At 69.3% G+C, this 649-nt stretch carries 1 protein-coding gene; it reads right to left on the bottom strand.

Annotation, left to right across the window (positions count from 1 at the left end):
• On the bottom strand, positions 1-649 hold a 649-nt coding region (locus tag IEX49_RS16630; RefSeq protein ID WP_444542129.1), incomplete at both ends, for a Mu transposase domain-containing protein.

The raw sequence follows: 649 nt of genomic DNA, 5'->3' as shown, positions 1-649 counted from the left end.
GGAAGCGCCACGCACGTAGCCACCGGTCTCCTCCGCCGGCAGGCCTGCGGGAGAGCTGCCGGTGATTGCTCCTGGTCTGTCTTGGCCGGTGTCCAGGATCGGTCGCAGGTGCGCATACCGCGGGGAGCGGATCGGGCCGGCCAACGCGATCTGGCAGGCCGCTTCCACCCGTTCGGCGGAGAACCGTCGCGTCAGCCGCAACACCGCCAACGCCGGATTCAGGCCCTGCTCGGCCACCGGGACGGATTCGAAGACCCTGTCCACCACGGTCACCGTCGATGGTCCGATGCGCCCGGCCCATTCTCTGACTCGGTGTTGGTCCCACTGCCGGTACTTCGGTCCGGCCGGCAGGTCGGCGTCATGGGTGCGGTACTCGTTCACCACGTTCTCCGGCAGCAAGAGGTGGCTGGCCAGTCGCTGGTGGCCGTGGTGGACCTCCAGCATGGTGTCCGTGACCCGCAGGTCGACCTTGGACCCGACGTGTGTGTAGGGCACCGAGTAGTAGTTCCGGGCGAAGGCCACGTGCCCGTTGCGCGCGACCCGGCGGCCATAGACCCAGCGGCTGATCTCATAGGAGACGGCCGGCAACGGGCGCAGCAGCGCCTGCTCCTCGGCGGCGAAGACGCTGGCGCGGGAGCCGGCGCGTTTC

The organism is Citricoccus zhacaiensis (assembly GCF_014645315.1).
Classification (GTDB): domain Bacteria; phylum Actinomycetota; class Actinomycetes; order Actinomycetales; family Micrococcaceae; genus Citricoccus; species Citricoccus zhacaiensis.
The sequence above is the reverse complement of the archived record's forward strand: the minus strand, read 5'-3'. Positions and strand labels throughout refer to the sequence as shown.